Source organism: Vibrio sp. 10N.222.55.C7 (genome assembly GCF_041473335.1).
GTDB lineage: Bacteria > Pseudomonadota > Gammaproteobacteria > Enterobacterales > Vibrionaceae > Vibrio > Vibrio crassostreae_C.
In genome coordinates this window covers 1-877 of record NZ_JBFRSC010000097.1, presented here as the reverse complement: position 1 = coordinate 877, position 877 = coordinate 1, and the positions used below count along the sequence as shown (strand labels likewise).

At 43.6% G+C, this 877-nt stretch carries 5 tRNA genes; all 5 read right to left on the bottom strand.

Going from position 1 to position 877, the window contains the following annotated elements:
* Positions 1 to 264 precede the first annotated feature (264 nt).
* The 5 genes from AB4482_RS22750 to AB4482_RS22730 all read right to left on the bottom strand — a co-directional run bounded on the left by AB4482_RS22750 (position 265) and on the right by AB4482_RS22730 (position 746).
* Positions 265 to 340: transfer RNA gene (locus tag AB4482_RS22750), tRNA-Val, on the bottom strand.
* Positions 341 to 372: 32 nt separating this feature from the next.
* A tRNA-Ala gene (locus AB4482_RS22745) sits at positions 373 to 448 on the bottom strand.
* A 25-nt stretch (positions 449 to 473) separates the two neighbouring features.
* A tRNA-Val gene (locus AB4482_RS22740) sits at positions 474 to 549 on the bottom strand.
* A 25-nt stretch (positions 550 to 574) separates the two neighbouring features.
* Positions 575 to 650: transfer RNA gene (locus AB4482_RS22735), tRNA-Lys, on the bottom strand.
* Positions 651 to 670: 20 nt separating this feature from the next.
* Positions 671 to 746: transfer RNA gene (locus tag AB4482_RS22730), tRNA-Glu, on the bottom strand.
* Between the last annotated feature and the right edge of the window lie 131 nt (positions 747 to 877).

The following is an 877-nucleotide window of genomic DNA, read 5'->3' as shown; positions in this document are numbered from 1 at the left end:
ACTGTTTGCCGGACTCAATTGTGATTCAAACAAGTTTGAATCGAATACAAGACACTTGAATGTGTTTGTTGTGTTTATACCGTTCTTATTAACTAAGAGCAGATAAACATTGAGAACTTTTAAATTTGATTGAATTACTCGTAAGTAAATCAATCAGTCAGCTTTCCAAATTGTTAAAGAGCAAGAGTTTTTAAAGCATTAAACTTTCAAAACCATTTTTAAATACACTCAGTTTTCTATTACTAAGAAAAGTGTGCTTAAAGATGGTGGGCGATACCGGGCTCGAACCAGTGACCCCCTGCTTGTAAGGCAGGTGCTCTCCCAACTGAGCTAATCGCCCATGATAGTTTTGATTCCTTCATGGAGAAAGAATGGTGGAGCTATGCGGGATCGAACCGCAGACCTCCTGCGTGCAAGGCAGGCGCTCTCCCAGCTGAGCTATAGCCCCATATTTTTATTTCCTTGGGAGGAAATGGTGGGCGATACCGGGCTCGAACCAGTGACCCCCTGCTTGTAAGGCAGGTGCTCTCCCAACTGAGCTAATCGCCCCAAATTTTATTTCCTTGGGAGGAAATGGTGGGTCGTGCAGGATTCGAACCTGCGACCAATTGATTAAAAGTCAACTGCTCTACCAACTGAGCTAACGACCCTTTTTACTTCTTGAAGGAAGTGGTATCCCGTAGGGGAGTCGAACCCCTGTTACCGCCGTGAAAGGGCGGTGTCCTAGGCCTCTAGACGAACGGGACACTGCAATTTATCTCTACTTTAAAAGTAGAAACAAACTTCGAAGAACTTGGGAGTTCTTCATCTCTTTACTTTTCTAAACCTAATCAATCTGTGTGGACACTTATCGTGAATATCTTCGTATAAGGAGGTG